This window comes from Serratia sp. CY84636 (assembly GCF_052166245.1).
Lineage (GTDB): Bacteria > Pseudomonadota > Gammaproteobacteria > Enterobacterales > Enterobacteriaceae > Serratia > Serratia nevei.
Window position 1 is genome coordinate 1 of the sequence record NZ_JBJNOX010000021.1, and the last position, 22,256, is coordinate 22,256.

Annotated in this window: 20 protein-coding genes and 1 riboswitch; of the genes, 10 read left to right on the forward strand and 10 right to left on the reverse strand. The window is 59.3% G+C overall.

The annotated features are described in order from the left end of the window. The first annotated feature begins 502 nt into the window (after positions 1–502). Positions 503–2,092, forward strand: a complete 1,590-nt coding sequence (gene purH / locus ACJ8QI_RS24540; RefSeq protein ID WP_442533195.1) for a bifunctional phosphoribosylaminoimidazolecarboxamide formyltransferase/IMP cyclohydrolase — start codon at positions 503–505, stop codon at positions 2,090–2,092. 48 nt (positions 2,093–2,140) lie between these two features. Continuing rightward, positions 2,141–3,424, forward strand: coding sequence for a phosphoribosylamine--glycine ligase (gene purD, locus ACJ8QI_RS24545; RefSeq protein WP_060425337.1), 1,284 nt, complete (start codon positions 2,141–2,143; stop codon positions 3,422–3,424). A gap of 49 nt (positions 3,425–3,473) precedes the next feature. Here purD and ACJ8QI_RS24550 read toward each other — a convergent pair whose 3' ends face one another. The 6 genes from ACJ8QI_RS24550 to nudC form a co-directional block, all read right to left on the reverse strand. After that, positions 3,474–4,145, reverse strand: coding sequence for a DUF1481 domain-containing protein (locus ACJ8QI_RS24550; protein WP_442533196.1), 672 nt, complete (start codon positions 4,143–4,145; stop codon positions 3,474–3,476). Positions 4,146–4,181: 36 nt separating this feature from the next. Then, a complete protein-coding gene (gene hupA, locus ACJ8QI_RS24555) occupies positions 4,182–4,454 on the reverse strand; it encodes a nucleoid-associated protein HU-alpha (protein ID WP_004929874.1) in 273 nt (90 codons plus the stop codon). A gap of 189 nt (positions 4,455–4,643) precedes the next feature. Next, complete coding sequence (locus ACJ8QI_RS24560) at positions 4,644–5,234, reverse strand: YjaG family protein (protein ID WP_025160203.1); 591 nt, start codon at positions 5,232–5,234, stop codon at positions 4,644–4,646. Positions 5,235–5,282: 48 nt separating this feature from the next. Continuing rightward, positions 5,283–5,969 carry a deoxyribonuclease V gene (gene nfi, locus ACJ8QI_RS24565; RefSeq protein WP_197780191.1) on the reverse strand — a complete coding sequence of 229 codons (687 nt, stop codon included), beginning with the start codon at positions 5,967–5,969 and terminating at the stop codon, positions 5,283–5,285. 9 nt (positions 5,970–5,978) lie between these two features. Further along, the gene (gene hemE / locus ACJ8QI_RS24570; protein ID WP_033636735.1) at positions 5,979–7,043 is read right to left on the reverse strand and encodes a uroporphyrinogen decarboxylase; all 1,065 of its coding nucleotides are present in this window, start codon (positions 7,041–7,043) and stop codon (positions 5,979–5,981) included. A 38-nt stretch (positions 7,044–7,081) separates the two neighbouring features. Continuing rightward, entirely contained in the window at positions 7,082–7,849 is a 768-nt protein-coding gene (gene nudC / locus ACJ8QI_RS24575; RefSeq protein ID WP_060441488.1) for an NAD(+) diphosphatase, read from the reverse strand. Positions 7,850–7,950: 101 nt separating this feature from the next. Here nudC and ACJ8QI_RS24580 point away from each other — a divergent pair, with 101 nt between their 5' ends. The 8 genes from ACJ8QI_RS24580 (at position 7,951) to ACJ8QI_RS24615 (ending at position 15,683) form a co-directional block, all read left to right on the forward strand. Continuing rightward, positions 7,951–8,454, forward strand: a complete 504-nt coding sequence (locus ACJ8QI_RS24580) for an Rsd/AlgQ family anti-sigma factor (protein ID WP_048232444.1) — start codon at positions 7,951–7,953, stop codon at positions 8,452–8,454. 39 nt (positions 8,455–8,493) lie between these two features. Next, positions 8,494–8,618: riboswitch (TPP riboswitch) on the forward strand. Positions 8,619–8,732: 114 nt separating this feature from the next. Beyond that, the gene (gene thiC / locus ACJ8QI_RS24585) at positions 8,733–10,676 is read left to right on the forward strand and encodes a phosphomethylpyrimidine synthase ThiC (RefSeq protein ID WP_049202139.1); all 1,944 of its coding nucleotides are present in this window, start codon (positions 8,733–8,735) and stop codon (positions 10,674–10,676) included. Continuing rightward, positions 10,669–11,319, forward strand: coding sequence for a thiamine phosphate synthase (gene thiE, locus ACJ8QI_RS24590; protein ID WP_049273209.1), 651 nt, complete (start codon positions 10,669–10,671; stop codon positions 11,317–11,319). The genes thiC and thiE overlap by 8 nt, the downstream gene beginning before the upstream one ends. Continuing rightward, positions 11,312–12,061 (forward strand): HesA/MoeB/ThiF family protein, encoded by a 750-nt coding sequence (locus ACJ8QI_RS24595; protein WP_049202137.1) that lies wholly within the window; start codon positions 11,312–11,314, stop codon positions 12,059–12,061. Before thiE ends, ACJ8QI_RS24595 begins: the two co-directional genes overlap by 8 nt. Beyond that, positions 12,058–12,258: a sulfur carrier protein ThiS gene (thiS, locus tag ACJ8QI_RS24600; RefSeq protein ID WP_016929423.1), complete on the forward strand. Its 201-nt coding sequence runs from the start codon at positions 12,058–12,060 to the stop codon at positions 12,256–12,258. Before ACJ8QI_RS24595 ends, thiS begins: the two co-directional genes overlap by 4 nt. A gap of 1 nt (position 12,259) precedes the next feature. Then, on the forward strand, positions 12,260–13,039 hold the full coding sequence (locus ACJ8QI_RS24605) for a thiazole synthase (protein WP_060441482.1): 780 nt from the start codon (positions 12,260–12,262) through the stop codon (positions 13,037–13,039). After that, positions 13,039–14,172, forward strand: a complete 1,134-nt coding sequence (gene thiH / locus ACJ8QI_RS24610; RefSeq protein ID WP_442533197.1) for a 2-iminoacetate synthase ThiH — start codon at positions 13,039–13,041, stop codon at positions 14,170–14,172. Before ACJ8QI_RS24605 ends, thiH begins: the two co-directional genes overlap by 1 nt. A gap of 815 nt (positions 14,173–14,987) precedes the next feature. Further along, a complete protein-coding gene (locus ACJ8QI_RS24615) occupies positions 14,988–15,683 on the forward strand; it encodes a response regulator (RefSeq protein WP_232734454.1) in 696 nt (231 codons plus the stop codon). On the opposite strand, the gene ACJ8QI_RS24620 is transcribed toward ACJ8QI_RS24615, so the two are convergent. The 4 genes from ACJ8QI_RS24620 to rpoC all read right to left on the reverse strand — a co-directional run bounded on the left by ACJ8QI_RS24620 (position 15,669) and on the right by rpoC (position 22,246). Next, positions 15,669–16,943 carry a sensor histidine kinase gene (locus tag ACJ8QI_RS24620; RefSeq protein WP_442533198.1) on the reverse strand — a complete coding sequence of 425 codons (1,275 nt, stop codon included), beginning with the start codon at positions 16,941–16,943 and terminating at the stop codon, positions 15,669–15,671. The genes ACJ8QI_RS24615 and ACJ8QI_RS24620 overlap by 15 nt on opposite strands. 1 nt (position 16,944) lies before the next feature. Beyond that, positions 16,945–17,409, reverse strand: coding sequence for an oxidoreductase (locus ACJ8QI_RS24625; RefSeq protein ID WP_049202133.1), 465 nt, complete (start codon positions 17,407–17,409; stop codon positions 16,945–16,947). Beyond that, a complete protein-coding gene (locus ACJ8QI_RS24630) occupies positions 17,409–17,855 on the reverse strand; it encodes a GNAT family N-acetyltransferase (RefSeq protein WP_049202132.1) in 447 nt (148 codons plus the stop codon). The genes ACJ8QI_RS24625 and ACJ8QI_RS24630 overlap by 1 nt, the downstream gene beginning before the upstream one ends. Before the next feature lie 167 nt (positions 17,856–18,022). Further along, complete coding sequence (rpoC, locus tag ACJ8QI_RS24635; RefSeq protein ID WP_047729347.1) at positions 18,023–22,246, reverse strand: DNA-directed RNA polymerase subunit beta'; 4,224 nt, start codon at positions 22,244–22,246, stop codon at positions 18,023–18,025. Positions 22,247–22,256 lie beyond the last annotated feature (10 nt).

Genomic DNA, 22,256 nt, shown 5'->3' on the forward strand with positions numbered 1-22,256 from the left:
CACAGATTGTCTGATAAATTGTTAAAGAGCAGTGAGTTAGGCGCTTTCGCTTGCTAACTCGAGGTGGCGTATATTACGCTTTCCTCTTTCAGAGTCAACCCTAATTTTCAGGATTTTTTCTCTGCGACCCCCGGATACTCTGTGAAGTTGTTCACATGTTCCGTGTCGATGGAGGCGCATTATAGGGAGTTCCTCGCAGGCCGCAACAGGTATTTTCAGCAAAAACGATCGTTCGCTGCATTCCACAGCAAAACCCCGCCTTATACCCACTTGCACACAGTGTTATCCACAGATGCGATTTGCACGGAAAATTTACGAGCGCCACGCAAACGTTTTCGCTACAATTCCCCGCGACGAAACGATCCCCCTTTTTATGGGGGCGTTACCTGAATATGTGCCTGACCCTCCCTTTATAAGGCAAAAAAACCTTCCTTATAGAGAGAACGAGGTGGACATTCACGTAACGCTCTTTAATTGCGACTCAAAGCCAAGGGATAAAACCATGCAACAACCTCGTCCAATCCGCCGGGCCCTGCTCAGCGTGTCTGACAAAGCCGGTATCGTTGAATTCGCCGAAGCGCTTTCCCAGCGCGGCGTTGAACTGCTCTCCACCGGCGGTACCGCCCGCCTGCTGGCAGACGCCGGTCTGCCCGTTACCGAAGTATCCGACTACACCGGCTTCCCGGAAATGATGGACGGACGAGTTAAGACCCTGCACCCGAAAGTTCACGGCGGTATCCTCGGCCGCCGCGGCCAGGACGACGCCATCATGAATCAGCATGACATCAAGCCTATCGACATGGTGGTCGTCAATCTGTATCCGTTCGCCCAAACCGTGGCGCGCCCGGATTGCTCGCTGGAAGACGCGGTCGAGAATATCGATATCGGTGGCCCGACCATGGTGCGCTCCGCCGCCAAGAACCATAAAGACGTTGCCATCGTGGTGAAGAGCAGCGACTACGCCGCCATCATTACCGAGATGGACAACAACGACGGCTCGCTGCGCTATGCCACCCGCTTCGATCTCGCCATCAAGGCCTTCGAGCACACCGCCGCCTACGACAGCATGATCGCCAACTACTTCGGCACTCTGGTGCCGGCATACCATGGCGAGACCGAACAGCCGTCCGGCCGCTTCCCGCGTACCCTGAACCTCAACTACATCAAGAAGCAGGATATGCGCTACGGTGAGAACAGCCACCAGCAGGCCGCCTTCTATATAGAAGAAGAGGTAAAGGAAGCGTCCGTCGCGACCGCCGAGCAGCTGCAGGGCAAGGCGCTGTCTTATAATAACATCGCCGATACCGACGCCGCGCTGGAATGTGTGAAAGAGTTCGCCGAGCCGGCCTGCGTGATCGTCAAACACGCCAACCCTTGCGGCGTGGCGATCGGCGACGACATCCTGGCCGCCTACGAGCGCGCTTACCAAACCGACCCGACCTCCGCCTTTGGCGGCATCATCGCCTTTAACCGCGAGCTGGATGCCGCCACCGCGCAGGCGATCATCAGCCGCCAGTTCGTGGAAGTGATCATCGCGCCAAACGTCACCCAGGAAGCGCGCTCCCTGCTGGCCGCCAAGCAGAACGTGCGCGTGCTGGCCTGCGGCCAGTGGCAGCAACGCGTGGCGGGGCTGGACTTCAAGCGCGTCAACGGCGGCCTGCTGGTGCAGGATCGCGATCTGGGCATGGTGACCGCCGCCGATCTGCGTGTGGTATCCGAGCGCCAGCCGACCGAGCAGGAACTGCGCGACGCGCTGTTCTGCTGGAAAGTGGCCAAGTTCGTAAAATCCAACGCCATCGTTTATGCACGTGACAACATGACCATCGGCATAGGCGCCGGCCAGATGAGCCGCGTTTACTCCGCCAAGATCGCCGGCATCAAAGCGGGCGATGAAGGGCTGGAAGTGAAAGGGTCTGCCATGGCCTCCGATGCCTTCTTCCCGTTCCGCGACGGCATCGATGCCGCGGCGGCGGTCGGCATTACCTGCGTGATCCAGCCGGGCGGCTCTATCCGCGACGACGAAGTGATCGCCGCCGCCAACGAACACGGCATCGCCATGATCTTTACCGACATGCGTCACTTCCGCCATTAATTCCTTTTGCCGCGTGCGCTCCGGCGCACGCCATTCGTGGAGCCCCTGATGAACATTTTGATTATCGGCAACGGCGGGCGCGAACACGCGCTGGCCTGGAAAGCCGCCCAGTCTCCGCTGGCGGACAAAGTCTACGTTGCGCCGGGCAATGCCGGCACCGCGCTAGAAGCCAATCTGGAAAACGTGGCGATCGCCGCCACCGACATCCCTGCTCTGGTCGCTTTCGCCCAGAGCCATGACATCGGTCTGACCATCGTCGGGCCGGAGGCGCCGCTGGTGATCGGCGTGGTCGACGCCTTCCAGGCCGCCGGCCTGAAAATCTTCGGCCCGTCGCAGGCCGCCGCGCAGCTCGAAGGCTCCAAAGCCTTCACCAAGGATTTCCTGGCGCGCCACCGCATCCCGACCGCCGAATATGAAAACTTCACCGAGGTGGAGCCGGCACTGGCCTATGTGCGCCGCAAAGGCGCGCCGATCGTCATCAAGGCCGATGGCCTGGCAGCCGGTAAAGGCGTGATCGTCGCGATGACGCTGCAGGAAGCGGAAGAAGCCGTGCGTGACATGCTGGCCGGCAACGCCTTCGGCGACGCCGGTCATCGCATCGTGGTGGAAGAGTTCCTCGACGGCGAAGAAGCCAGCTTCATCGTGATGGTCGACGGCGAGAACGTGGTGCCGATGGCCACCAGCCAGGACCACAAACGCGTCGGCGACGGCGATACCGGCCCGAACACCGGCGGCATGGGGGCCTACTCCCCGGCGCCGGTCGTGACCGACGAAATCCACCGGCGCGCCATGGACCAGGTGATCTGGCCGACGGTGCGCGGCATGGCGGCGGAAGGCAACACCTACGTCGGCTTCCTGTACGCCGGCCTGATGATCGCCGCCGACGGCCAGCCGAAGGTGATCGAATTCAACTGCCGTTTTGGCGATCCGGAAACCCAGCCCATCATGCTGCGCCTGCGCTCCGATCTGGTGGAACTGTGCCTGGCGGGTGCCGAAGGCCGCCTGAACGAGAAAAGCTCTGACTGGGACGAACGCCCTGCGCTCGGCGTGGTGCTGGCGGCCGGCGGTTATCCTGGCGACTATCGCAACGGCGAGGTGATCCAGGGGCTGCCGCAACAGGAAAGCGCCGACGGTAAGGTCTTCCATGCCGGTACACGCCTGCAGGGCAATGACGTCGTCACCAGCGGCGGCCGCGTGCTGTGCGTAACCGCGCTGGGCGACACCGTGGCGCAGGCGCAGCAACGTGCCTACCAGCTGGCCGAAGGCATTGAGTGGCCGGGCAGCTTCTGCCGCAAAGACATCGGTTATCGCGCGATTGCGCGCGGCAAGTGATTTGACCGTATAAGGTCATGACGAGAGGCTCCGCAGCGCGGGGCCTTTTTTATAGCTGGTCTTCTTTCGGTTCCCAGCTGCAGAAGTCGTCGTTCGCCACCAGCAGCAGTTCGCTGCCTTCGGGCGCTTCCAGCCAGGCAACGCTCACCGACCGGCTGCTGCTGCGGGCACGCTTCTCGATCCAGACGATGGAGGCGGCATCCAGCCCCGGTTTCATGCGTTGGCCGTCGCAGGTTTGCACCTCGCCCTGCATCCAATGCCCCTGCAGCAATTTCACCTTGCCGGCGCGCAGCGCATTGCTCACTTCGAGGATCCGCCGCGCCTGATATTGGTACAGGGCGATTTCATCGCGGGTCAGCGGTTCGCGGCGTGTCGCCAGCTGGCGCTGCATAAAGCTCACCGTGCCGTCGTCGGCAAAGCGCAGTTGAATAGAGTCGCGATCGCCATCGGCGTCGTTACGTTTGATTTGGCGCAGCACGTCGCCCTGATAGGTGTATAGCGTGGTGATGGTACCCGGACCGCGGTATGGGCTGTAGACGCTGACCAACACCTGCGGACGATGTTGCTCATCGTCTTTACGCCACAGGCGTATCACGCCCTGATCGGCCACGAAGCCGCTGGCGGTAAAGCTGGGAATATCGGAATGGGAACTGCAAGCGCTCAGGCCGACGGCGATGCCAACGACCATGAGCGCCCGACGAGTAAACAAAAGGGGCGCCATCGCCCCTCTGTTTAATCTTTTCACCGAGGCGCGGTCTTATTTAACAGCGTCTTTCAGTGCTTTGCCAGAAACGAACGCAGGCACGTTGGCTGCTGCGATTTTGATTTCTTTGCCAGTCTGCGGGTTGCGGCCAGTGCGCTCGCTACGATGGTTTACTTTGAAAGTACCGAAGCCAACCAATTGTACTGCATCACCTTCTTTCAGAGACTCAGTAATAGCAGCCAGGGTGGATTCCAGAGCCAGTTTAGCTTGTGCTTTGGAAAGGTCAGCCTTGTCCGCGATTACATCAATCAGTTGAGTCTTGTTCATAAGTTATCCTTACAGTGTGTTTATCGTTTGCAAAGCATCGAGTGCGACGGATATGCCGATTGACAGCACTCTCCTGCATACACGCACCGATAGCCACTTTTTTTACGCCCCCCAAATGTAGACCAGACAGGGTGCGGATGTGAAGCCTTAAGGCATGACAAATCAGGCGTTAAATCACGTTTTGTTGCCTTATTGCGCTAAATTTATCCCGATGTTGCTGACACCCGCCTCTCGCAGGTCGGATCGCAGCCCCTTGATCAGGTCTATATCGCGCTCTTCACAGGCGTCCAACAGGCGGAAAATTTCCCATTGAATGTCCCATTCTTCCTCTACCGCAGGCAAACTTTCCAACTCTTCGTCGGTCATTTCCTTACCGGCTTGGGTCATTTCCAACATCGCCACGGTGCGAATCGATGTTTCGCTGATGGCGATGGCGTGCTCCAGCGTCTCCCCGCCGAGCCGCGAATGGATCAGTTCCCCTAATGCGATACAGGCATCAATTGCCGGGTAAACGCCGTAAAGATCGTAATCTTCCGCCGACGGAATCGCCTCTTCCAACTTCTCGAGCTGGCTGTCGAAGTTGACCTTGGCATCCTTCACTACCAGCGTTTCCCACACCAAATCCAGAATGCGGCGATAAACCGCCGGATCGCCGAACTCGGTCTGTTTGCAGAACATCTGGTAATTCGGGTACATACGCTCGCACAAACTGGCCATAAAGGTCAAATGTTGCCAGGCCTCGAGCCGTTCCAGGCGTAAATGAATCGGGTTACGTAGCATGCTTTACTCTCTTACGCGTTATCTGCGGCGCAGTGTACCCGAAATCGCTCATGGCGACACCTCCGGATGCTGCTGCAACCACCGCTGAAACGCCGGACGACGCGATGCGATGGCGTCGGCCCAGCGGGTCGGCTCCGGTAAACGGTAGCCCGCCATACAGCGTTGCACCCACGCCAGCGCGCTGTCGGCGCCCACGCGATGCCCGGTAGAGATGAACAGCGGGTTGCAACGCGCCTTGCTGCGCCACACCCAGCCCAGCTGTTCACCCTTATCTTCCAACGGCGCCAGCGCGCCGACGGCGGCGTCCAGCGGCGCAAATTTGCCGCACAGGCGCTTCTTGGCCACGCCGATAGTCGGCACATCGACCAGCAGACCGAAATGGCTGGCGACGCCGAGACGCCGCGGATGCGAAATGCCATGCCCATCGACGAAGATCAGCCCCGGTTTCTGCTGCAGCAGCCCCCAGGCGGCCAACAGCGCCGGATATTCGCGAAACGACAGGAAGCCCGGGATGTAGGGCATGACGGTGGCGATGCGCGCCACCTGATACTCCACCAGCTCCAGCGACGGATAGCGCAGGATGGCGATGGCAGCGCGTGTCACCGCCCCCTCTTGTTCGAAGCCCACGTCGGCACCGGCGATGAAAGCCGGCGGTTCGGCCGGCAGATCGTCGTAGCGAATGACTTCAGCCGCGCGCCGCAGCTGTTCGGCGCGCAGGGCCGCCATATCGGTCACATCGGATCCTTAACGGTGGTATTTCGCCGAGTGCGCGTGTACCGCCTCGACGAAGGCGCCGGCGTGCTCCGGCGGCACATCCTGATGGATGCCGTGGCCCAGGTTGAACACATGGCCGTTGCCGTGGCCGAAACCGGCCAGAATGGTCTCCACTTCTTCCGCGATGCGCGCCGGGGAGGCATACAGCATCGACGGATCCATATTGCCCTGCAGCGCCACTTTGTCGCCCACGCGCCGACGCGCGTCGGCGATGTCGGTGGTCCAATCCAGCCCCAGCGCATCGCAGCCGGTGGCGGCCATCGCCTCCAGCCACTGCCCGCCGCCTTTGGTGAACAGCGTCACCGGCACGCGGCGACCGTCGTTTTCACGCAGCAGCCCGTCGACGATCTTGTGCATGTAGTGCAAAGAGAACTCGCGATAATCGCGCCCGGTCAGTACGCCGCCCCAGGTGTCGAACACCATCACCGACTGCGCGCCGGCTTTAATCTGGGCATTGAGGTACAGGATCACGCTGTCCGCCAGCTTGTCCAGCAACAGGTGCAGCGTGGCCGGTTCGGCATACATCATCTTCTTCAGCTTGGTGAAGGCTTTGCTGCTGCCGCCTTCGACCATATAAGTCGCCAGCGTCCACGGGCTGCCGGAGAAGCCGATCAGCGGCACTTCGCCCTTCAGCTCGCGGCGAATGGTGCGCACCGCGTTCATCACATAGCCCAACTCCACTTCCGGATCGAACACCGGCAGCTTGTCGACGTCGGCGCGGCAGGTCACGGGGGAGCTGAAACGCGGGCCTTCGCCAGCTTCAAAGTACAGGCCGAGCCCCATGGCGTCGGGAATGGTGAGAATGTCGGAGAACAGGATGGCGGCGTCCAGCGCATAGCGGCGCAGCGGCTGCAGCGTGACCTCGCAGGCCAGCTCCGCGTTCTTGCACAGCGACATGAAATCACCGGCCTGGGCGCGGGTCGCCTTGTACTCCGGTAAATAACGACCGGCCTGGCGCATCATCCATACGGGGGTCACATCCACCGGCTGGCGCAACAGCGCGCGCAGGTAGCGATCGTTCTTCAACTCAGTCATTTATGGGGCTCCCTTAATAATCTGCCGGCCATTGTACATTATTCTGCCCGGCACAGCGCCACGGTGTCCTCAATCAACCGGCGCGCCACGGTGCCGGGCGGCGGCAACAGCGGCAGCTGGTCGTAGCGATACCAACCGGCGTTGAGCAGCTCCTTGGGATCGTGGCGAATGTCACCCTGATGGTAATCGGCCATAAAGGCCATCATCAGCGAGTGCGGGAACGGCCACGGTTGTGAAGTGACGTAGCGCAGGTTCTTGATTTCAATATTGCTCTCTTCCATCACTTCGCGCGCCACCGCCTGCTCCAGCGTTTCGCCCACTTCGACGAAGCCGGCCAGCACCGTGTGGATGCCACCACGATGGCGCACGTGTTGCGCCAGCAGGATCTGATCGTCACGCCGAATGGCGACGATCACGCAGGGTGCAATCTGCGGGTAGTACCGCTCTTTGCAGTGGCCGCACAGACAGGCGCTTTCGGTGCGGCTGAGGTGCATTTCATGGCCGCAATAGCCGCAGTAGCGATGAGAGCGGTAGAAATCCGCCAGCTGCACGCCGCGCCCGGCAAGCTGGAACAGACCGCGATCCTGCTCCAACAGCTGACGCACCGATCCCATCTCCCGCGGCATCGCCTGGCGCACCAGCCAAACCGGCGCGCCCTCCCATTCACCGATGGTGCGCGCCATGTGGCCCTGCAGCCCGAGGGCGGCGGCCGTCCCCGACGGCAATTCACCGTTCGGTAACCAAAGTTTGCTTTCATGGCTGACGATCCACCAGCCGTTTTCATTGCCCGTTAATGCAAGTTCCATATCGTTGTTGCACAACCTCAGCTTCACTGGCACTCTACAAATCGGCTTTGTTACATTTTAATAACTTACCGGTTACTTTTATTACTTACACGGAGTCAAACATGCTCAACCGTTTGGAAAGGCTGACTCAGCGCGTTGGCGGTAGTAATGAATTAGTTGATCAATGGCTTCAGGCCCGCAAACAGTTGCTGGTCGCCTACTGCACGCTGGTAGGCCTCAAACCGAATAAAGAAAAGCATACGCCGCTGAATGAAAAAGCGCTGGAGAACTTTTGCCACAACCTGGTGGATTACCTCTCCGCAGGGCATTTTCATATCTATGACAGAATTATCAAACAAGTGGAAGGCGCAGCCAGTCCGAAAATGTCGCTGGCGGTGAACATCTACCCCAAGCTGTGGGCCAATACCGAACAGATCATGGCGTTCCACGATCGCTATACCGAAGTGGATATCGATCAGGAGGTTTGTCTGGAATTCCACCAGGCCTTGTCGGATATCGGCGAAACGCTGGCGGCGCGCTTTGCGCTGGAAGATAAGCTGATCCAGCTGGAAGCGGAGGCCGCGCAGCAACCGCTGCCGGACCAGGCGCTGGATCCCGCACGTTAAAATTTTATAGTTTTTTTTCTTATCCCTCCTATACTGGGGGGCATCTTGTCGGAGTGCCTAGCGCCTGATTTGTTCATCGAATCAGCCAGGCTGAGACCGTTAATTCGGGATCCGCGGAACCTGATCGGGTTAATACCCGCGAAGGGAACAAGAGTAATCTATCGCCACAGGCACGGCCTTCCCCTTGCGGGCGCCCTGCCTTATCGGCCACCATCATTACTCCCTCCGAGCTCCAGACAAGCAACTTTCCCAACCCAACACACTGGTAGGAACTTGCTATGTCTAACGTTAATCCACCGCGCGCCCGTAAAGCGCAACGCGAAGCCGCCCAGCAGTTTATCGACACCCTGCAAGGCATGGCTTTCCCGAACTCACGCCGCATCTATCTCCAGGGCTCGCGCAGCGATATCCAGGTGCCGATGCGCGAAATTCAGCTCAGCCCGACCCTGCTCGGCGGCAGCAAAGACAACCCACAGTATGAACCCAACGAGGCGATCCCGGTGTATGACACCGCCGGCCCCTACGGCGATCCGCAGGCCGAGCTCGACGTGCACGCCGGCCTGGCCAAGCTGCGCGCCGGCTGGATCGACGCGCGCGGCGATACCGCCACCCTAAGCGGCGCCAGTTCCGGCTTTACCCAACAGCGGCTGGCGGACGAAGGACTGGATCACCTGCGCTTCGAACATCTGCCGCTGCCGCGCAGGGCGCTGCCGGGCAAGTGCGTGACCCAGCTGCACTATGCCCGCGCCGGTATCGTCACCCCAGAGATGGAGTTCATCGCCATCCGTGAAAACATGGGGCGCGAGCGCATTCGCGGCGAGGTGCTGCGCCACCAGCATCCGGGCCAAAGCTGGGGCGCCAACCTGCCGGACAACATCACGCCGGAGTTCGTGCGTCAGGAAGTGGCCGCCGGCCGCGCCATCATTCCCGCCAACATCAACCATCCGGAGGCGGAGCCGATGATCATCGGCCGCAATTTCCTGGTGAAGGTGAATGCCAATATCGGCAACTCGGCGGTCACGTCGTCGATCGAAGAAGAGGTGGAGAAGCTGGTGTGGTCCACCCGCTGGGGCGCGGACACCGTGATGGATCTCTCTACCGGCCGCTATATTCACGAAACCCGCGAGTGGATCCTGCGCAACAGCCCGGTGCCCATCGGCACCGTGCCGATCTACCAGGCGCTGGAGAAGGTCAACGGCGTAGCGGAAAACCTCACCTGGGCGATGTTCCGCGATACGCTGCTGGAACAGGCGGAGCAAGGGGTCGATTACTTCACCATCCACGCCGGCGTGCTGCTGCGCTACGTGCCGATGACCGCCAAACGCCTGACCGGCATCGTGTCGCGCGGCGGCTCAATCATGGCCAAATGGTGTCTGTCGCACCATCAGGAAAACTTCCTCTATCAGCATTTCCGTGAAATCTGCGAGATCTGCGCCGCCTACGACGTTTCGCTGTCGCTCGGCGACGGCCTGCGCCCCGGCTCGATTCAGGACGCCAACGACGAAGCCCAGTTCGCCGAGCTGCATACACTGGGCGAGCTGACCAAAATCGCCTGGGAATACGACGTGCAGGTGATGATCGAAGGCCCGGGCCACGTGCCAATGCAGATGATCCGCCGCAACATGACCGAAGAACTGGAACACTGCCACGAAGCGCCGTTCTACACCCTCGGCCCGCTGACCACCGATATCGCCCCGGGCTATGACCATTTCACCTCCGGCATCGGCGCGGCAATGATCGGCTGGTTCGGCTGCGCCATGCTGTGTTACGTCACGCCGAAAGAACACCTCGGCCTGCCGAACAAAGAAGACGTCAAGCAGGGCCTGATCACCTACAAGATCGCCGCTCACGCCGCCGATCTGGCCAAAGGCCATCCGGGCGCGCAGATCCGCGATAACGCCATGTCCAAGGCACGTTTCGAATTCCGCTGGGAAGATCAGTTCAATCTGGCGCTCGATCCGGCCACCGCGCGCGCCTATCACGACGAAACCCTGCCGCAGGAATCCGGCAAGGTCGCCCACTTCTGCTCGATGTGCGGGCCGAAATTCTGCTCGATGAAGATTTCGCAGGAGGTGCGCAACTACGCCGCCGCCCAGGAAGCCGCCAAGCCGATCGAAGTGCAGCTGACCGGCATGGAGAAAATGTCCGCCGAGTTCCGCGCCCGCGGCAGCGAGCTGTATCACAGCGCCGGCACCCTGCAAGAGGAGACAAGCAATGACTGATATCACGACCCCCTTCCCGGCTACGCCCCACAAACTGGGGCTTTACCCGGTCGTCGACAGCGTGGAATGGATCGCTCGTCTGCTGGAGGCCGGCGTCACCACGATCCAGCTGCGCATCAAGGATCTGCCGGATGAGCAGGTCGAAGAGGACATCGCTGCCGCCATCGCACTGGGCCAGCGTTATCAAGCGCGGCTGTTCATCAACGACTATTGGCGGCTGGCGATCAAGCACGGCGCCTACGGCGTACATCTGGGCCAGGAAGATCTCGATACCACCGATCTGGCGGCCATTCACCGCGCCGGGCTGCGGCTGGGCGTGTCCACCCATGACGACGCGGAGCTGGCGCGCGCGCTGGCGGTGAAACCGTCCTACATCGCGTTGGGGCACATCTTCCCCACCCAAACCAAAGACATGCCTTCGGCGCCGCAGGGGCTGACGGAGTTGAAACGCCACATCGCCGGCCTGGCGGATTACCCGACGGTGGCGATCGGCGGGATCAGCATCGATCGCGTACCGGCGGTGCTGGCGTGCGGCGTCGGCAGCGTGGCGGTGGTCAGCGCCATCACCCAGGCGCCGGACTGGCGTGCGGCGACGGCCGAGCTGCTGCGGCTGATCGAAGGCGAGGATCCGAACGATGCTTAACGATCAGGAATTCCTGCGCTACAGCCGCCAGCTGCTGCTGGAGGACGTCGGCCCGGAAGGCCAGGAGAGGCTCAAGCGCGCTACGGTGCTGATCGTCGGTTTGGGCGGGCTCGGTTCCCCGGCTTCGCTGTATCTGGCCGCCGCCGGCGTCGGCACGCTGCTGTTGGCCGACGACGACCAGCTGCACATCACCAACCTGCAGCGGCAGATCCTCTACCGCAGCGCCGATACCGCCACCGGCAAGGCGGCGCTGGCGCAACGCCATCTGCAGGCGCTGAACCCGTTGGTGGAATCCATCCCGCTGGCGCAGCGGCTGCAGGGGCAAGCGCTGCGCGACGCGGTCGCCCGCGCCGATCTGGTGCTGGACTGCTGCGACAATATGGCGACCCGTCATGAGGTCAATGCCGCCTGCATCGCCGCCGCCAAGCCGCTGATCAGCGGCAGCGCGGTCGGTTTCAGTGGCCAGCTGCTGGTGCTCGAGCCGCCCTATGCGCACGGCTGCTACGCCTGCCTGTACCCGGATCAGGAAGAGCCGCAGCGCAACTGCCGCACCGCCGGGGTGCTCGGCCCGGTGGTGGGCGTGATCGGTACTCTGCAAGCGCTGGAGGCCATCAAAATGTTGGCCGGCATGCCTTCCTCCCTCAGCGGTAAACTGCGGCTGTTCGACGGCAAGCAGCAGAGCTGGAGCACGCTGCAACTGAGCCAGGCCCGCGCCTGCCCGGTATGCGGAGGCGCGGCATGAAGATCCGTCTGAACGACCAACCGCTGGAGCTGGCGCAGCCGCTCAGCGTCGCCGCCCTGCTGACCCAGCTGGAACGCCACCAGCCGGGCACCGCGCTGGCAATCAATCAAACCATCATCCCGCGCGCCGACTGGGCCGACCATCAGGTGCAGGACGGTGACGACATTTTGCTGTTTCAAGCGATCGCCGGAGGCTGACATGCTGAAAATCGCCGATACCACTTTTACCTCGCGCCTGTTCACCGGCACCGGCAAGTTCGCCACCCCGGCGTTAATGCTGGAGGCGCTGGCGGCCTCCGGCTCACAGCTGGTGACCATGGCCATGAAGCGCGTCGATCTGCGCGGCGGCAACGACGCCATTTTGGCGCCGCTGCAGCAGTTGGGCGCCCGGCTGCTGCCCAACACCTCCGGCGCCAAAACCGCCGCCGAAGCGGTGTTCGCCGCCCGGCTGGCGCGTGAAGCGCTCGGCACCCACTGGGTGAAGCTGGAGATCCATCCCGATGTGAAATACCTGCTGCCGGATCCGATAGAAACGCTGAAGGCGGCGGAAACGCTGGTGAAAGACGGTTTTGTGGTGCTGCCCTACTGCGGCGCCGATCCGGTGCTGTGCAAACGGCTGGAAGAGGTGGGTTGCGCGGCGGTGATGCCGCTCGGCGCCCCTATCGGCTCCAACCGCGGTCTGCGCACCCGTGACTTCCTCGAGATCATCATCGAGCAGGCCAAGGTGCCGGTGGTGGTCGACGCCGGCATCGGCGCGCCGAGCCACGCGCTGGAAGCGATGGAACTGGGCGCCGACGCGGTGCTGGTGAATACCGCCATCGCCGTGGCGCGCGACCCAGTGCAAATGGCGCGGGCGTTTCGCCTGGCGCTGGAGGCCGGCGAGCTGGCGCACAGCGCCGGATTGGGCGCTAGCCAGCGCGGTGCGGCCGCCTCAAGCCCGCTGACCGCCTTCCTCAGCCAGCCAGAGGAGGCACAGTGATGGGCGACGATTTCAGTAGCCGCTGGCAACAGCTGGATTGGGACGACATTACGCTGCGCATCAACGGCAAAACCGCACGCGACGTGGAACGCGCGTTGAACACCGACAAGCTGACGCGCGACGACTTTATGGCGCTGATCTCCCCCGCCGCCGCGCCGTATCTGGAACCGCTGGCGCAGCGCGCGCAGCAGCTGACCCGTCAGCGCTTCGGCAACGTCGTCAGCTTCTATGTGCCGCTGTACCTCTCTAACCTGTGTGCCAACGACTGCACCTATTGCGGTTTTTCGATGAGCAACCGCATCAAGCGCAAAACGCTCGATGCGGCGGAGATCGCACGCGAGTGCGAAGCCATCAAGGCGCTGGGGTTCGAACACCTGTTGCTGGTCACCGGCGAGCATCAGACCAAGGTCGGCATGGACTATTTCCGTCAGCACATTCCGGCGATCCGCCGCCACTTCAGCTCGCTGATGATGGAAGTGCAGCCGCTGGCGCAGGACGAGTACGCCGAACTGAAAACGCTGGGCCTGGACGGCGTGCTGGTCTATCAGGAAACCTACCATCCTGCCACCTATCTGCAGCACCATGTGCGCGGCCAGAAGCAGGATTTCCATTGGCGTCTGGCCACGCCGGATCGCCTGGGGCGCGCCGGGATCGACAAGATCGGCCTCGGCGCGTTGATCGGCCTGTCCAACAGTTGGCGCACCGACTGCTACCTGCTGGCGGAACATCTGTTCTACCTGCAGCAAACTTACTGGCAGAGCCGCTACTCGATCTCGTTCCCGCGTCTGCGCCCCTGCGCCGGCGGCATTGAGCCGGCGTCGATCATGAGCGAGCCTCAGCTGGTGCAGCTGATCTGCGCCTTCCGGCTGTTCGCGCCGGACGTTGAGCTGTCGCTGTCTACGCGTGAGTCGCCGTACTTCCGCGATCATATGATCCCGGTGGCGATCAACAGCGTCAGCGCCGGATCCAAGACGCAGCCCGGCGGCTATGCCGACGACGTACCGCCGGAGTTGGAACAGTTCGAGCCGCACGACGGCCGCTCGCCGCAGCAGGTCGCCGAGGCCATCAGCAATGCCGGGCTGCAGCCGGTGTGGAAAGACTGGGACGATTATCTGGGACGCAGCGCGCAATAAGCGGCAACGTTTACCGCCGCGTGAAGAAAACGCTGGAACGGCCGCGCAATGCCGAACGGTGGCGCTGGCGCCGGCAGACCCGCCGGCTATAGTGACCTTGCCGACCGCCAAACCCGGCGCCGGCCGGGGCCGTCTCCCTCTCGATGGCCCCGCCTTATCCCATCCCGGATCGCGCCGGAGATTCTCTTGCGCGACACCGGGCCCTCGTCCGCGGCAATGCGCATATGGCGTATCGCGGCCTGTAAGGGTGTACGGACAGGTTGTCTTGTCGGCTAAAGGACTGTGGCCTAGCGGTGCTCGGCACTCACTCAGCGGTGAGACGCATAGGACGCTGTTGCGGCAGAAAAGTGGGGAAAGAGGAAAAAAGAAGGTACAGCGACGAAGAGAGGTTCGAGTCGTCATCCCCGGTGCTGCCAATGGCCCTGGTGTTGGCCGCGGATCTTTTTGCCGCCTGCTCCCTGCTTACGGACAAGAGCAGGCGGTTTATTTTGTGAGACTGGCACCCCCCCAGGACGCGAATCACACAGTATGTGCGCTAATTAACCACATAAACGGTTAAATGTGAATGTCTTTTGAGTGTTTTTTTATTTAGTATCGAGTGTGTTCTGAGTTTGCCAAGGAAAATCAAACTGATATCGCCGCAAGCTCCGGGGCATCATCTATAATCCAGCACGGGTTCTTGCGCAGGTTTTTCAGCGCTTGCGGTCAACATCAAAAAAGCCAAGGTTGTCATGAAGAAAACGCCCAATTACATCGATGCAATCAGCGCGTTGCTCACTCTGAAAGGAGTTGGCGACAGAAAGCATGCCTCCACGATGGCCAACATACTGAACCTTCAGTACAACAGCGCCAAACAGAAACTGGATGGCAAAAGAGGCATCACCCTCGATGAAGTCAAAAAGGTTTTCCAGTATTTCAACGAGCCCTTTGCCGGCCAAAGGACGCATAACGGCGTCTTTATCATGAACAGCATTCACAAGCGCTGCAACATTGAGGTCGACGAGTGCCCGGTCACGCAAGCGGACAACGACGAAACCTACGCCTACAAAAAAGACGATCTTTTTATCATCAGCACCAATCGGGAACATGCCGCCGGTGCGCCGCTGTACAAAGTCAACAAGATAGACTTCCTGCCGGCCCCGCGTATCGCGATCCTGGATAATGACGGCGATATTCTCGAACTGTTGAAGAAGATCGCCAGCCGATACGGCATCGAGACTGAGACCTTTCAGACGGCGGACGCCATGCTGGCCGCGCTGGAACAGCAGTCCTTTGAGGCGTTTATTCTGGACTGGCTGTTGGATTTCGGCGAAACCTCCGAACGCGTCGTGAAAAAAATTAAAGACGTTCTCGATCCGCACGCCCGCATTATTATTCTGACCGGCCAGCTGAATCACTACGAGAAAAACATCGGCGATATGATCCTGCACTATGACGTGCACCTGGTGGAAAAACCGACCAAGCCGCTGATTATCTCCTCGCTGCTGCTGTCGAACCTATTCTTTAATTAGTTTGACCGGGATGCGGATCAAAAACGATGAGCCCACTCCTTCGACGGATTTGGCTTTAATGGTGCCTTTCATCGTCGTGACGTAATTTTTGATAATGGTCAGCCCCAGCCCCAACCCCTGCCGCGTTTCCCTTTCGACCCCCTGATTGAACGCCTTATATAACCGATCCAGGTTATCGACGTTAAACCCGATGCCGGTATCTTTCACCCGCAAATACAGATTGCCGTGGCACAGCTTCACATTGAGGGTAACCACGCCCCGGTGGGTAAATTTGTCCGCGTTGCTGAGCAGGTTGGCCAATATTCGGTAGAGCTTGTATTTATCAGAAGCAATCAGGCCGGCATAAGACGAACGGTGAATCACGAGGCGATTGCCGCGCCCGGCGCCGATGCCGGTTACGGCATCGTCCACCACCTCATTCAGCCGGAAGGTGGAAATATTGATTTTAACTTCTCCCATCTCAAGCCGAGAATAATCCATCACCTCGCGCGTTTGCTCGGCGATCTTATTACCGTGATAGGAGATTAGGCGGGCTTCTTTTTTCAACTCTTCCTGCGCCAGCTCGTGTTCCATGATATCTGCGGCAATGACGATGGCCTGGGTCGAGCCGGCGATCTCGTGGTAGATGGAAGAAATGAAGATGTTCTTGTTCTTGATGATCTCTTTCAACGAGAAGGCATTCCTCAGCACCAGAAACATCATCAGGAACACCAAAATCAGCGAAAAGATGGCGAACATCTCGGCTTTACTCGAGTTGTCCTGAATGATGCCTTTCACTTCGGTAAAGTTTTTAATCTGTATCCGATAAATAATTTCCTGGATATCGACCAGCGTACCCTCAATCTCATCCATATAAGAGAGAATGTCCGCCTTGTTTTTCTGCCCCACCAGCAAGCCGGCGGAGAGATCGTCCAACGTGCGGTACTGCTGCTTCAGCAGCGCAACATTCTTGATGAACTCGTCGTCGTAATAAAAAGAGTTGCTGAAGGTCGAACGGCTCTCCAGGATCTGAATCTTCGAGTAGAAGATTTTCTTTTTGATCTGGAAGGCGTCGTAGTCGTTGTTTTCACTGAGCAGCAGCGCGGTTTTGGTCCTTTCAAACGCCAGAAAAAGGATCTCGGCCACCGAGTAGTTGTCCAGATTGGGCTCGATTTGCTTGTAGCGCTCTTTTACGCCGCCGAAGTTAATGGCAATCAACAAAATCAATAAGGAGAAGATGGCAACCAACGCGATAAGAGTACCGATCAGTTTTTTGCTCATCTTATTTCAGCTCCAGCCGTTTAACTTGCCAGACGGTTTTCGCATTCACATCCAGGTTATTCAGCTCGGCGTAGCCATCGCGCGGATAAATAATGGCGAACGGCCCCAGCTCCCCAACGTCGATCGGCTTGCCACCGCGCTGATAGGCGACGATCACGCGGTATTTAATCATCTCGTCTATCGGCATCGAGTAGGAGTAATCGTCCCAGGCGAAAGCGCGCACCGACTGGCCTTTCAGGTGATAGGCTTTCACCAGCTCGGCAAACTCAACGCCGGTGAACGTATCTTCCGGGGTGAAATTGGTCGAGGTTTTAATCGTGTGCGCCGGCATCGCCTCCAGCATCTGCCGGGTTATCTTGATCTTCTCGCCGTCGAGCGGTTTCAGGTAAAAATAGTCAACGGCCGCATACAACGGTGCACTGAACAGCGAAAGCAGCAGTAACGTCATCAATCCTTTGATTGTCATTATTCACCCTCTTTACGTTTCACCAGTTCGGCCTGGCCGAACTCATCCTGCCCGACCACGGCCCAGCCGTGATGTTGATAAAAGCCTTCGGCTTTGGAGCCAGGATCGGTGGTTAAGTGGATCGCTTCGGCGCCGTGCTCAAACATCCAGTGAGTGACCCGGGCCAGCAAGGCGGAGCCGATCCCCTTCGACTGGTATTCCGGCTTCACGAACAGACCGCCGATCAGCGGTTCAGGGATGAATAGCCCGAAGCCAACGCCGGCATAGTCGTCGCCATGCTTGCAGATCCAGCCGCCGCCCTGGTTGATGTCCTCCAGCGCCTGTTTACGCTGCAGGTACTGGATCTGATGCGGGTGCAGCAGGTTTTCTTCAACGGAAAAGCGGATCTCATACAGGTAAGGCAGGTGTTGCGCCGTCAATTTTTCGAAGGTAATGAGGCTGTCCATGTTCGCACTGTCCTTGGTTGTTTGGTAAAAAGCGCCGGTCAATTTCTGCTGTAACCATAGTAGCAAAGTTTGCTTGGCCCCGGCATGAGGCGAAAAAAAACCGCCCCCGAGGGAGCGGTTTATCTGGCGATGGGCCCGGCATGCCGGGCCCGCGGCGCGGATGACGATTACTCGTCGTCGCTGCCGCCCAGGCCTGCGTTGAGCAGCTCGGCCAGGTTAGCCGTCGCTTCTTCCGCGCTGACTTGCGGAACAACCGGCGCTTCACCCTGAGCACGACGACGCATGCGATCCTGATGATAAGCGTAACCGGTACCGGCTGGGATCAGACGGCCCACGATGACGTTCTCTTTCAGGCCACGCAGTTCATCACGCTTGCCGGCTACGGCAGCTTCGGTCAGAACGCGCGTCGTTTCCTGGAACGATGCAGCGGAGATGAAGGACTCGGTCGCCAAGGAAGCCTTGGTGATACCCAGCAGATCGCGCGAGAAGGTTGCCGCGATTTTACCTTCAGCTTCCAGCTGACGGTTGGCAATCTTGACGCGAGACACTTCAGCCTGCTCGCCTTCCAGGAACTCGGAGCCACCAGCGCTAACGATGGTGCCTTTACGCAGCATCTGACGAACGATAACTTCGATGTGCTTATCGTTAATCTTAACGCCTTGCAGACGGTAAACTTCCTGCACTTCGTTGGTGATGTAGCGGGTAACCGCATGCACACCACGCAGACGCAGAATGTCGTGCGGAGACTCTGGGCCGTCGGAAACGACGTCACCACGTTCCACCACTTCGCCTTCGAACACGTTGAGCTGACGCCATTTCGGAATCATCTCTTCGTAAGCGTCGCTGCCGTCCAGCGGAGAGATCACCAGGCGACGTTTGCCTTTGGTCTCTTTACCGAACGAGATAATCCCGCTGATTTCAGCCAGGATTGCCGGCTCTTTCGGACGACGTGCTTCGAACAGGTCGGCAACGCGCGGCAGACCACCGGTAATATCCTTGGTACCGCCGGATTCCTGAGGAATACGCGCCAGGGTATCACCCGCACCGATCTGAATGCCGTCTTCCAGCTGAACGATCGCTTTGCCCGGCAGGAAGTATTGAGCAGGCATATCGGTGCCTGGGATCAATACGTCTTCGCCCTGAGCGTCAACGATTTTCAGTGCCGGACGCAGGTCTTTACCGCTACCGGTACGCTCTGCGCTGTCCAGAACGACCAGAGAAGACAAACCGGTCAGTTCGTCGGTCTGGCGAGTAATGGTCTGGCCGTCAACCATGTCCGCGAAGCGAATGAAGCCGCTGACTTCACTGATGACCGGCATGGTGTGCGGATCCCAGTTAGCAACGGTTTCGCCGCCGTTAACTTCTTCACCGTCGCCTTTGCCCATCACGGCACCGTAAGGCACCTTGTAGCTTTCTTTGGTACGGCCGAATTCGTCGATCAGTTTCAGTTCGGTGTTACGCGAGGTGATCACCAGCTTGCCTGCGGCGTTCATAACGAACTTCGCGTTGCTCAGCTTGAGGCTACCCTTGTTTTTCACCTGGATGCTGGATTCAGCAGCCGCACGAGATGCCGCACCACCGATGTGGAACGTACGCATCGTCAGCTGTGTACCCGGCTCACCGATGGACTGTGCCGCGATAACGCCGATGGCTTCACCTTTGTTGATGATGTGGCCACGTGCCAGGTCGCGACCGTAGCAGTTTGCACACACACCAAAGTCGGTTTCACAGCTCACCACGGAACGGACTTTAACGCTGTCGACAGAGTTCTCTTCCAACAGGTCACACGCCTTCTCGTTCAGCAGGGTGTTGCGTGGCACCAGAATGTCCGCCGTACCCGGCTTGAGGACGTCTTCTGCCGTCACACGGCCCAGAACGCGTTCACGCAGTGGCTCTTTCACGTCGCCACCTTCGATAACCGGAGTCATCAGGATGCCGTCGTGGGTGCCACAGTCGTCTTCGGTCACCACCAGATCCTGCGCCACGTCAACCAGACGACGGGTCAGATAACCGGAGTTCGCGGTTTTCAGTGCGGTATCCGCCAGACCTTTACGAGCACCGTGGGTGGAGATGAAGTACTGGAGTACGTTCAGACCTTCACGGAAGTTCGCGGTGATTGGCGTTTCGATGATGGAGCCGTCCGGCTTCGCCATCAGACCACGCATACCGGCCAGCTGACGAATCTGAGCGGCGGAACCACGCGCACCGGAGTCGGCCATCATAAAGATGCTGTTGAAGGAAACTTGCTGTTCCACTTCGCCGTCACGGTTAACCACGTCTTCTACCGACAGGTTTTCCATCATCGCTTTCGCAACGCGTTCGTTCGCTGCAGCCCAGATATCGATCACTTTGTTGTAGCGTTCGCCGGCGGTAACCAGACCAGACTGGAACTGCTCCTGGATCTCGGCAACTTCGGTTTCCGCTTCTTCGATGATCTCCGCTTTCTTGGCCGGGATAACCATGTCGTCGATACCTACGGAAGCGCCGGAACGGGCTGCGTAAGCAAAACCGGTGTACATGATCTGGTCAGCAAAGATAACGGTCGGCTTCAGGCCCAGGATGCGGTAACAGGTGTTCAGCATCTTGGAGATCGCTTTCTTGCCCAAAGGCTGGTTAACGATCGAGTACGGCAGACCTTTCGGTACGATCATCCACAGGATGGCGCGGCCGATGGTGGTGTCGATGATGCTGGTCTGAGAAGTCCATTCGCCTTCGGCGTTTTTGACGTCTTCGGTGATACGCACTTTAACGCGCGCATGCAGAGACGCCAGGCCGGCGCGGTAAACACGCTCAGCTTCTTTGGAACCGTTCAGCACCATGCCTTCGCCCTTGGCGTTAACACAGTCGCGGGTCATGTAGTACAGACCCAGTACAACGTCCTGAGAAGGAACGATGATTGGCTCGCCGTTCGCTGGGGACAGGATGTTGTTGGTGGACATCATCAGCGCACGCGCTTCCAGCTGGGCTTCCAGCGTCAGCGGTACGTGAACAGCCATCTGGTCACCATCGAAGTCGGCGTTATAGGCCGCACAAACCAGCGGGTGCAGCTGGATCGCTTTACCTTCGATCAGAACCGGTTCAAACGCCTGGATACCCAAACGGTGCAGGGTTGGTGCACGGTTCAGCAGTACCGGGTGTTCGCGGATCACTTCGTCCAGGATATCCCAAACGACGGCTTCTTCACGCTCAACCATTTTCTTGGCGGCTTTGATGGTGGTGGCCAGGCCACGCAGCTCCAACTTGCCGTAGATGAACGGTTTGAACAGCTCCAGCGCCATCTTTTTAGGCAGACCGCACTGATGCAGACGCAGGTATGGACCTACGGTGATGACGGAACGGCCTGAGTAGTCAACACGCTTACCGAGCAGGTTCTGACGGAAACGACCCTGCTTACCTTTGATCATGTCGGCCAAAGATTTCAGAGGACGTTTGTTGGAACCGGTGATGGCACGACCGCGACGGCCGTTATCCAGCAGGGCGTCTACCGCTTCTTGCAGCATACGCTTTTCGTTGCGCACGATGATGTCAGGCGCAGCCAGATCCAGCAGGCGTTTCAGACGGTTGTTACGGTTGATCACGCGGCGATACAGATCGTTCAGATCCGACGTCGCGAAACGACCGCCATCCAGCGGAACCAGCGGGCGCAGATCCGGCGGCAGTACCGGCAGCACGGTCAGGATCATCCACTCTGGCTTGTTACCAGACTGTACGAACGCTTCCAGCAGCTTGATACGCTTGGTCAGCTTCTTGCGCTTGGTTTCGGAGTTGGTTTCGTTCAGCTCTTCACGCAGCTGCTCGCACTCGGCTTCCAGATCCATGTTTTTCAACAGGGCCTGAATAGCTTCCGCACCCATCTTGGCGTCGAATTCGTCACCGAACTCTTCCAGCGCGTCCAGATACTGCTCTTCGGTCAGGATCTGACGGCGCTCGAGGTTGGTCATACCGCCTTCGACCACCACATAGGATTCGAAGTACAGTACGCGTTCGATGTCACGCAGCGGCATATCCAGCAGCAAACCGATGCGGGATGGCAGCGATTTCAGGAACCAGATGTGCGCGGTCGGCGAAGCCAGCTCGATGTGGCCCATGCGCTCACGACGCACTTTGGTCTGGGTCACTTCAACGCCGCACTTCTCACAGATCACGCCGCGGTGTTTCAAGCGCTTGTACTTACCGCACAGGCACTCGTAATCTTTTACCGGCCCGAAGATACGGGCGCAGAAAAGGCCGTCACGCTCTGGTTTGAACGTACGGTAGTTAATGGTTTCCGGCTTCTTAACTTCACCGAACGACCACGAACGGATCATGTCTGGCGAAGCCAGAGCAATCTTGATCGCATCAAACTCTTCGGTCTTAGTTTGCGCTTTCAGAAACTTCAATAAGTCTTTCACGGATTGGCTC

Bases quoted from the DNA above. Each gene is read 5' to 3' on its own strand.
- ACJ8QI_RS24630 (WP_049202132.1), bottom strand. From the start codon at position 17,855: ATGGACAGCCTCATTACCTTCGAAAAATTGACGGCGCAACACCTGCCT.
- hupA (WP_004929874.1), bottom strand. From the start codon at position 4,454: ATGAACAAGACTCAACTGATTGATGTAATCGCGGACAAGGCTGACCTT.
- ACJ8QI_RS24605 (WP_060441482.1), top strand. From the start codon at position 12,260: ATGCTGAAAATCGCCGATACCACTTTTACCTCGCGCCTGTTCACCGGC.
- nudC (WP_060441488.1), bottom strand. From the start codon at position 7,849: ATGGAACTTGCATTAACGGGCAATGAAAACGGCTGGTGGATCGTCAGC.
- thiC (WP_049202139.1), top strand. From the start codon at position 8,733: ATGTCTAACGTTAATCCACCGCGCGCCCGTAAAGCGCAACGCGAAGCC.
- thiH (WP_442533197.1), top strand. From the start codon at position 13,039: ATGGGCGACGATTTCAGTAGCCGCTGGCAACAGCTGGATTGGGACGAC.
- ACJ8QI_RS24615 (WP_232734454.1), top strand. From the start codon at position 14,988: ATGGCCAACATACTGAACCTTCAGTACAACAGCGCCAAACAGAAACTG.
- ACJ8QI_RS24620 (WP_442533198.1), bottom strand. From the start codon at position 16,943: ATGAGCAAAAAACTGATCGGTACTCTTATCGCGTTGGTTGCCATCTTC.
- ACJ8QI_RS24625 (WP_049202133.1), bottom strand. From the start codon at position 17,409: ATGACAATCAAAGGATTGATGACGTTACTGCTGCTTTCGCTGTTCAGT.
- ACJ8QI_RS24595 (WP_049202137.1), top strand. From the start codon at position 11,312: ATGCTTAACGATCAGGAATTCCTGCGCTACAGCCGCCAGCTGCTGCTG.
- thiS (WP_016929423.1), top strand. From the start codon at position 12,058: ATGAAGATCCGTCTGAACGACCAACCGCTGGAGCTGGCGCAGCCGCTC.
- ACJ8QI_RS24550 (WP_442533196.1), bottom strand. From the start codon at position 4,145: ATGGCGCCCCTTTTGTTTACTCGTCGGGCGCTCATGGTCGTTGGCATC.
- hemE (WP_033636735.1), bottom strand. From the start codon at position 7,043: ATGACTGAGTTGAAGAACGATCGCTACCTGCGCGCGCTGTTGCGCCAG.
- ACJ8QI_RS24560 (WP_025160203.1), bottom strand. From the start codon at position 5,234: ATGCTACGTAACCCGATTCATTTACGCCTGGAACGGCTCGAGGCCTGG.
- purD (WP_060425337.1), top strand. From the start codon at position 2,141: ATGAACATTTTGATTATCGGCAACGGCGGGCGCGAACACGCGCTGGCC.
- thiE (WP_049273209.1), top strand. From the start codon at position 10,669: ATGACTGATATCACGACCCCCTTCCCGGCTACGCCCCACAAACTGGGG.
- ACJ8QI_RS24580 (WP_048232444.1), top strand. From the start codon at position 7,951: ATGCTCAACCGTTTGGAAAGGCTGACTCAGCGCGTTGGCGGTAGTAAT.
- purH (WP_442533195.1), top strand. From the start codon at position 503: ATGCAACAACCTCGTCCAATCCGCCGGGCCCTGCTCAGCGTGTCTGAC.